Source organism: Dolichospermum sp. FACHB-1250 (genome assembly GCF_014696335.1).
Taxonomy (GTDB): Bacteria; Cyanobacteriota; Cyanobacteriia; order Cyanobacteriales; family Nostocaceae; genus Dolichospermum; species Dolichospermum planctonicum.
The window spans coordinates 1-7,732 of the sequence record NZ_JACJPZ010000095.1 but is presented as its reverse complement, the minus strand read 5'-3'; the positions used below and the strand labels follow the sequence as shown (position 1 = coordinate 7,732).

The following is a 7,732-nucleotide window of genomic DNA, read 5'->3' as shown; positions in this document are numbered from 1 at the left end:
TAGATTTGGCTGCTGCTGATGTTGCTCCTGTTGCTTTAACTGCTCCTGCAATCAACGGTTAATAACTAGAGTCTAGTTAAATAAAAAACGCTCTCCGCAAGGAGGGCGTTTTTTTGTGTTCACTTTTCACATTCGCGTTTAGTTATATAATGACGATAGCGAAACATGACTTCTAACTGTGCTTGTATTAACCAACCACTCATAAGTTCCACTCCATTACCTCCAGGCATGGCATAAGTAATATGATCAGTTAATCTAGTTTTGCCGTTTTCCTCCGTAAATTCATGACGATGTATCCAGGACTCAAAAGGTCCAGATATTTGTTGATCACTAAACAGACGATATTTTTCATAGTCTGTGTGACGTGCTAACCAAGTTAAGGGTAAAATGCCCAGAAAAAGACGAAATTCTGTAATTGCACCGGCTTCTAGTCCTCCTTCACGTCTGACTACTTGTACAGGTTGCCAAGGTGGGGTGAGTAACTGTATTATGTCTGGCCTTTCATGAAATTTCCAAACTACTTCTACTGGTGCGTTAATGATTGAGGAATGTTTAAAGTGCAACATGAACAAAAAACCTAAAATTTAGCCTGTAGCCTAAACTGCTGAAAATAACGAAAATAGATGGTTATTGTGGCTCTAAATTCATTAAAATAAGTATAATGAGAGAATGCTCAGAATATCTTATGCTGCGATCGCTAATTGTGAAGTGAAAAAATCTTTGATAAATTTCTTTGATAAATTTTTTTAATTTTCTGAGCTAAATATCCATTTTTTATGTGATAATGGGACTTGAGAAGTAATTCGGTAGACCACGTTTGTTTTTAGTATTGATAGGATTTTTACCTTTGGTATTTACAGACTTTTCTCCGAAATCTAAATCTCTACACTCTTATGATTTTGGAGACAGTCTATGTCGATTTATGTGGGTAACCTCTCTTATGAAGTTACCGATAACGATTTAAACGGAGTTTTTGCAGAGTATGGCACTGTAAAGCGTGTCCAAATACCTACCGACAGAGAAACAGGCAAGGTTCGTGGTTTCGCTTTTGTAGAAATGGGTACAGATGCGGAAGAAACAGCAGCCATTGAAGCTCTTGATGGTGCTGAATGGATGGGACGTAATTTGAAAGTAAACAAGGCTAAACCCAAAGAAGATCGTGGTTCTTTTGGTGGTGGTGGTCGTGGAAACTATGGTGGTGGTGGTGGTCGTAACCGCTACTAGTATCTATAGAGTTCAGTTAGAAAAATATTCCCCTCTAGGATAATTAAGTTTACCATTAGCTCAGGTATTTATTCCTGAGCTTTTTTAATGGAAAATTTTCTAGTTAGCTGTTTTGAAACCATTTTACCGAATAGGGTACAGAAATAATTTCCCTATTTGGCTGAAAATTGCCGTTAAATGATATAAAAAGGGGTATTTTGGCACATTGGCAGCAGTTATTAACAAAAGTCATTATAATAATGAGCAGCACTTGCTGTGCATTATTGGTAACAAAATGTTACTAGCGATGTAATCACAAAATATTTTGGAAACATTATTCTGTAAACTGACTAGCTATGAAAAACTGTCAAGACTAAGTTTCAAGAATTGGTAGATTTGGTAAAAAATCAAGGGATTGATTTAGTTAGATTTGACAATTATTTTAACGTAAAATATTCGGAAAAATTTGAGAGTAAATATTGATGAAAATACCTAAGGGAAAATAAACCCTAAAAATTAAGAATATTAAGAATGTGAGGAGGATTAATATTAATAATATTCAAATATAAATACTTGTACTGGTATGAAATTTTTTCTAAAAATGCTAATAAAATTGACAGAATTATCAGCGATAGTTTAGTAATACTATAAATGTAGATATAAAGGATAATATTGTCAACATTTATTAATATCGGGTGATTAGCTGAATAAAATTATTTACCAATCTGATCATTTAGATTTCATTTCATCAAAAAGCTAAAATATTGCAGAAGTAAGTAAGCAATTTAGTAAATGATTTACTCCAAGTAAAATGGCGATTTATAGTAAATTATGAAATGGCAGTTATTGACACATAAACAGCGACAGATAAACCGAGCATTGACTATAGCAATGCTTACGATTTTTAGTGGGATAATTTGCCTTGCTTGTAGTAATAATCAAGATATTTTAGTGACAGAAAGAGCAGCAACTACCCCAAATCCAAAGATAGGAAAAACATCCAAATATGCAGAATTTTATGTTCAGGGACAAACTCAACACCTGAAAGGTAATTCTCAAGCGGCCATTGCTGCCTATAGTAAATCAATTAGTCTTAATCCTGAATATGCACCAGCATTTAAAGGTCGGGGACTGGTTTATTTTGATACTGGTAATAAAGAGGGAGCGATCGCCGATTATAATCAGGTATTACGTTTAAATGCTAATGATGCGGAAGCTTACAATAATCGTGGCAATGCCTTTTCATCTATTGGGGATTATAGAAGAGCGATCGCCGATTATAATCAAGCTATTAGTATCAAGCCTAAATCTGCGGAATTTTACAACAATCGAGGTAATGCTCGTGGAAACCAAGGTGATAAAAACGGAGCTTTAGAGGACTATACTCAAGCAATTCGGATCAATCAAGAATATGCTGTAGCTTATAACAATCGTGGCAATGCTTACGCAGCCAGGGGAGAACAGCAAAAAGCAATATCCGATTATAATGAAGCAATTCGTATTAATCCTAATTTTGGTTCTGCTTTTAATAATCGCGGTAACGCCTATGCTGCAATTGGAGATAAACGGGGGGCATTAAAAGACCTACAACGGGCAGCAGCTATTTTTGACAAAGAAGGAAACAAAGACTTATATCAACAAGCAATGAAGAACATTGAAGAATTGGGACGATAATTGAGATTTCAGGACTTACGTAAAACAAAAGTAGAGATAACTCATATTTTTATTGGATAAATAAACAGATACCCGACTTATTTAAAGAGTCGGGTGTCTAAAAATTTAGACGCTTCAAGCAAAGCGAATTTTTAGATAATCATCTTCCATTTTTGCCCCTGCTGGTTGCAGTGCGGCCAAAGCTTGAGGTAATACCAAATTACGGCGATGATTACCAATAGTGATGTTTAACTCATCTCCAGTTTTTTTCAGTTGAATTTGACTTTTAGGAATGTTAGGTAAATACAGTTCTAAACTGTATTGGTTTTTGTCTTGGACAACTCTGATTGTAGTTTCTTGATAATAAACTTGAGTTGGATCTTCATCTTTGTAGAGGGTTTCTTTCAGCCTTTCCAAAGCTGGTAAACCACACAATTCTTCAGAGTATAGAGGTACTTCTTTGACTGGAAGAGGTAAGAAATTATCATGAATTTCTTGACGGTATTGTTCTTGATTTTCCTTCCACCGTTGGAAAAAAGGATCTGTTACTTCTTGGGGAATAATTCGGTTAGCAATCACTAAATCTGTGGCTACATTATACAAACTTAGATAGGCGTGAGCGCGAAGAGATTCTTTAATTACCATTTTTTCAGGATTCGTCACCAGACGCACAGAGGTTTGAGTATTGTCAGTTAAAACTTTTTCCAAAGCTTCAATTTGCTCATAAAATTCATAGGGTGCGTCCATTACCTCTTTATCTGGTAAAGAAAAACCAACAATGGGTCTAAAAATAGGTTCTACAAGTGGTCTGAGGGCAACGGAAATATTTTGGAAGGGTTTGTAAAAACGACGCATATACCAACCACCAACTTCCGGCAAACTTAACAGTCTTAATGCTGTACCAGTGGGGGCGGAGTCAATAATTAAAACATCATATTCTCCTTCATCATAATGACGTTTCATTCTCACCAAGCCGAAAATTTCATCCATGCCCGGTAAAATCGCCAATTCTTCCGCTTGTATGCCGTCTAAACCCCTGGCTTGTAAAACTTGGGTGATATAGCGTTTCACAGCCCCCCAATTACCTTCTAATTCTTGCAGTGCGTCTAATTCCGCACCCCACAAATTAGGACGCACGAGACGGGCATCATGTCCTAATTCTATATCAAAGCTGTCGGCCAGGGAGTGGGCAGGGTCTGTACTTAAAACCAATGTCCGATAGCCCAGTTCTGCACAACGGAGTCCAGTGGCTGCGGCCACGGAGGTTTTACCCACGCCACCTTTCCCTGTCATTAAAATTACTCGCATCAATGATTCCTTACTGCCTGAAGTTTATTTACATTTATTTACATTATGATGGTTTTTTCAAAGAAATGAAATGCTGCTTAATTACGTCTAAACGAGAGCAGTACCAATAGTCAATATGAGAAACAATTAAACCGTCAGCATTCAAACGTAATTCACTCCAGCCAGAAACGGAAATATAAGGCTTCCAAGGTAGGGGAGAATTCCAACTCATAGTCCATTCAGTTTTAATAATTTCTTCCTGAGATTGGATGTTATGTAAATCCAGTTTAAGATTGAGGAAAAAAGTCTGAATAAATTTAATCATCCATTTGTAAAGTTCCAGTCCTCGAAACTTAAAAACAGCATCTTGAAAATAAACATCTTGGGCATAAATGCTGTAAGTTTGATTGACAGGAAATCTTTGATAATCAGCTTTGAGGGTTTCTATAATATCCATAAATTGATGTTGTGCTGGTGTTGATCATAGAAAATGGTATATTACTTGTTGATGAAATTACCGATTACAGACTGTAGTTTTACTCTAGCATAATCTCTTTCTTCCACGGGTAAACGGGATAAAGCAAATTCAAAATCATCCAGTTTCTCGGTAATAGCATTAACCAGTTCTTTTTGACCTTCTGCGATACTAAATCCAGATTTTTCTAACTCAATTTTTCCATTCCCTAAAGTTAAACTATTTTGGTTATATTCTTCTAAAGATTTTAACTGATTTTCTGCTTCAGGGCTGATCATTTCTGATTTAGTGATGTCTATGATCTCTTCAGTTGTATACTCTAAATCAGCCTGTGCTGCTTTTAATAACTGCGCTGCTTCTTTAATCTTTTTATATGCCACTTGTTGCATGATTTTTTTCTGTTCTAAAAGCAAAGATAATTCTTTTTGAGAATCGAATAAAGCTTGTTGCTGCTCTTCAATTTTAGCTACTTGGTTTTTGATTTGAGTTTGGATTTGTGCAAGGGTCATGATCTAGATTCTGGAAATGATGTTTAAAAAAATTTTGAGAAGTCAAATTCTCTCCTCAACATTGGTAAATTATTGACGGTCAAAGCCTCAATTATTGCTGGTAATAGACTTGTGTAATCTGCCTTTCTAATTCTTAATTGTGAATTGACGGCGTTAGTAATAAATAGCAGGAAATAGAAGTTCTCAATAGATATTCTATTTCCTTGTTACTGCAATTACATTTCCTGCCAAAGACCTTCTAATTGTCGTCTCCAAGCCGCTAAAACCTCCTTTCGTCCTTGGGGATTTTGGTCAATATCTCCTAATAATCCTTCTGCATAAAAACGGTCTAGATTTTGCATAGTAGCTTCTAGAGATTGTCCCTGTTGTTTCGCTGTTTTAATAATTTCGCGGATACGAACTTCTACCAAATTATTGAAAACATCATTTACACCAGTTTGATGTAATGATATCAGACGAGCGATCGCATTAGTAAAATCTGCATTACTCAAAGTGCCACTATTATGCTGGAACACTCCCCACACTACCCCATCATAAACGGCGTAGCGTGTTTCTTGAGTATCATCAAAATTAGCCTCTAGAAACTGCGTGAGAAATGCTGTAGCCTCTTGTAAGGGCATAATTGGCAGTAATACCCGCAACCAAGTGTGATCTTCTGAAAGTAGCACCAATAATCGAAAATCAGTAGTTTCTACTTGCCAAGAACCAGGGGCTATAGATTTTACAACTTCAACGCTAAATAACTCCGTTAATGTACCCGCTATTTCTTCTGGTGTCATAATTATTTGTGAACTTTAGATCTAGGTTAACGCTTTTTGGGTAGATGAATTATATTTTTTATCGAACCACTCCAGGCACAGAGGACACAGAGAGCGGCAGGGGATGCTAATATCTTTTTTTTTAGGCTTTTTTTAGGCTCTCTAAATATCCCTTCCCATTTCTAAAATCCTAGTTGCCACTGATTCCATGATAGGATTTACTGATAAACGATTACCTTTTTTGACTACTAATAATTCATCATCTTTAAATTTTGTTTTGAGTGTTGATAGTGAAATAGGATGATTAAAAACTTCTAAAAATTCAACTTTCACAGTTTGCCAACGGGGAGATTCAGGAGTTGATTTAGCATCATAATATTTACTGTTAACATCAAATTGTGTAGGATCGATAATGCCAGTTTTCACAATTCTCATTAAGCCAAAAATTCCTGGAGGTTCAGCATTAGAATGATAGAAAAATGCTAAATCTCCTATTTGCATTTGTTTGAGAAAATTACGCGCTTGATAATTACGTACACCGTCCCAAATAGTCTCACCTTGCCGTTGTAAATCAGTAATACTATAAACTGATGGTTCTGACTTCATTAACCAATAATTAATTTTATTCATCTCATAACAATTAACTCAATATGACCAAAAAATATGACCCAAAATTCCTTTTCCACCTCTTTTCTCCGTGTCATCTGTGCCTGGAGTGGTTCGATAAAATACAACCTCAGAGACAAAAAGAGCGGCGACTAACTCGCGGCCAAATTGCCCCAAGCAATATAAGGTAATTTGGCCGCCGTTGCTTTTACCTGTTGAGCATTTGCTACCAACTGTCCGCAAGCGTCCCATGTTCCACTAATAAAGGCACTTCTTGTGCCTTCACTCATGACAACCGAGGCAGTAAAATCACCAATTTCCACTTGCAATTTTTCCAAATCTATGGTAACAACTTCTTGAGGATTGGCGATAACTAATTCTTGCAGTTGTTTAACTACCTCTGCTTCAGCCGTTACGCATGGTATCCCCATGGCTACGCAATTACCAAAGAATATCTCCGCAAAGCTTTCACCAATGAGGGCTTTGATTCCCCATTTGGCCAGGGCTTGGGGTGCGTGTTCCCTTGACGAACCACAGCCAAAGTTGCGGTTAACTATGAGGATATTTGCCCCTTGGTATTGGATTTGGTCAAATGGGTGTTCACCGTTTAAGGCTTTTCTGTCGTCCACAAATACCCCCTCTCTTAGGTCGTCAAAGGTAATGGCTTTTAAGTAGCGGGCGGGTATAATTCGGTCGGTATCTATGTCGTTACCAAGTAGGGGAACGGCTTGACTGGATATTTGTTTTACTTCACTTACCATAATTAATTAACCACGAAGGGACGAAGGACACAAAGGAATATCTGGGACTCAATTCTGGTTTGGGCGGGCAAGATGCCCACCCCACAAGATTTTTCAGAGTTTGAGAGAGATTTTTTTGGGACTCAATTCTGGTTTGGGCAGGCAAGATGCCCACCCCACAAGATTTTTCAGAGTTTGAGAGAGATTTTTTTGGGACTCAATTCTGGTTTGGGCGGGCAAGATGCCCACCCCACAAGATTTTTCAGAGTTTGAGAGAGATTTTTTTGGGACTCAATTCTGGTTTGGGCGGGCAAGATGCCCACCCCACAAGATTTTTCAGAGTTTGAGAGAGATTTTTTTGGGACTCAATTCTGGTTTGGGCAGGCAAGATGCCCACCCCACAAGATTTTTCAGAGTTTGAGAGAGATTTTTTTGGGACTCAATTCTGGTTTGGGCGGGCAAGATGCCCACCCCACAAGATTTTTCAGAGTTTGAGAGAGA

9 protein-coding genes are annotated in these 7,732 nt (G+C 37.3%); 2 read left to right on the top strand and 7 right to left on the bottom strand.

From position 1 onward, the window contains the following. Nucleotides 1–119: 119 nt before the first annotated feature. On the bottom strand, nucleotides 120–566 hold the full coding sequence (locus H6F39_RS19845; protein WP_190397282.1) for an SRPBCC family protein: 447 nt from the start codon (nucleotides 564–566) through the stop codon (nucleotides 120–122). 346 nt (nucleotides 567–912) lie between these two features. Here H6F39_RS19845 and H6F39_RS19840 point away from each other — a divergent pair, with 346 nt between their 5' ends. Further along, nucleotides 913–1,224, top strand: coding sequence for an RNA-binding protein (locus H6F39_RS19840; RefSeq protein WP_137908671.1), 312 nt, complete (start codon nucleotides 913–915; stop codon nucleotides 1,222–1,224). Nucleotides 1,225–2,034: 810 nt separating this feature from the next. Then, complete coding sequence (locus H6F39_RS19835; protein WP_137908672.1) at nucleotides 2,035–2,877, top strand: tetratricopeptide repeat protein; 843 nt, start codon at nucleotides 2,035–2,037, stop codon at nucleotides 2,875–2,877. A gap of 114 nt (nucleotides 2,878–2,991) precedes the next feature. Here the strand turns inward: H6F39_RS19835 and H6F39_RS19830 are convergent, their stop codons facing one another. The 6 genes from H6F39_RS19830 to leuD all read right to left on the bottom strand — a co-directional run bounded on the left by H6F39_RS19830 (nucleotide 2,992) and on the right by leuD (nucleotide 7,252). Next, a complete protein-coding gene (locus H6F39_RS19830; protein ID WP_028084734.1) occupies nucleotides 2,992–4,164 on the bottom strand; it encodes a TRC40/GET3/ArsA family transport-energizing ATPase in 1,173 nt (390 codons plus the stop codon). 43 nt (nucleotides 4,165–4,207) lie between these two features. Continuing rightward, entirely contained in the window at nucleotides 4,208–4,600 is a 393-nt protein-coding gene (locus H6F39_RS19825) for a DUF2358 domain-containing protein (protein WP_137908673.1), read from the bottom strand. Nucleotides 4,601–4,641: 41 nt separating this feature from the next. Further along, nucleotides 4,642–5,127: a hypothetical protein gene (locus H6F39_RS19820; RefSeq protein WP_137908674.1), complete on the bottom strand. Its 486-nt coding sequence runs from the start codon at nucleotides 5,125–5,127 to the stop codon at nucleotides 4,642–4,644. A gap of 215 nt (nucleotides 5,128–5,342) precedes the next feature. Continuing rightward, complete coding sequence (locus H6F39_RS19815) at nucleotides 5,343–5,906, bottom strand: hypothetical protein (RefSeq protein WP_137908675.1); 564 nt, start codon at nucleotides 5,904–5,906, stop codon at nucleotides 5,343–5,345. 141 nt (nucleotides 5,907–6,047) lie between these two features. Further along, on the bottom strand, nucleotides 6,048–6,515 hold the full coding sequence (locus tag H6F39_RS19810) for an EVE domain-containing protein (RefSeq protein ID WP_242028681.1): 468 nt from the start codon (nucleotides 6,513–6,515) through the stop codon (nucleotides 6,048–6,050). Between the two features lie 128 nt (nucleotides 6,516–6,643). After that, on the bottom strand, nucleotides 6,644–7,252 hold the full coding sequence (gene leuD, locus H6F39_RS19805; protein ID WP_137908676.1) for a 3-isopropylmalate dehydratase small subunit: 609 nt from the start codon (nucleotides 7,250–7,252) through the stop codon (nucleotides 6,644–6,646). Between the last annotated feature and the right edge of the window lie 480 nt (nucleotides 7,253–7,732).

Excerpts from the sequence above, each read along its gene's own strand:
- H6F39_RS19845 (WP_190397282.1), bottom strand. The coding sequence starts at position 566 with ATGTTGCACTTTAAACATTCCTCAATCATTAACGCACCAGTAGAAGTA.
- H6F39_RS19840 (WP_137908671.1), top strand. The coding sequence starts at position 913 with ATGTCGATTTATGTGGGTAACCTCTCTTATGAAGTTACCGATAACGAT.
- H6F39_RS19835 (WP_137908672.1), top strand. The coding sequence starts at position 2,035 with ATGAAATGGCAGTTATTGACACATAAACAGCGACAGATAAACCGAGCA.
- H6F39_RS19830 (WP_028084734.1), bottom strand. The coding sequence starts at position 4,164 with ATGCGAGTAATTTTAATGACAGGGAAAGGTGGCGTGGGTAAAACCTCC.
- H6F39_RS19825 (WP_137908673.1), bottom strand. The coding sequence starts at position 4,600 with ATGGATATTATAGAAACCCTCAAAGCTGATTATCAAAGATTTCCTGTC.
- H6F39_RS19820 (WP_137908674.1), bottom strand. The coding sequence starts at position 5,127 with ATGACCCTTGCACAAATCCAAACTCAAATCAAAAACCAAGTAGCTAAA.
- H6F39_RS19815 (WP_137908675.1), bottom strand. The coding sequence starts at position 5,906 with ATGACACCAGAAGAAATAGCGGGTACATTAACGGAGTTATTTAGCGTT.
- H6F39_RS19810 (WP_242028681.1), bottom strand. The coding sequence starts at position 6,515 with ATGAATAAAATTAATTATTGGTTAATGAAGTCAGAACCATCAGTTTAT.
- leuD (WP_137908676.1), bottom strand. The coding sequence starts at position 7,252 with ATGGTAAGTGAAGTAAAACAAATATCCAGTCAAGCCGTTCCCCTACTT.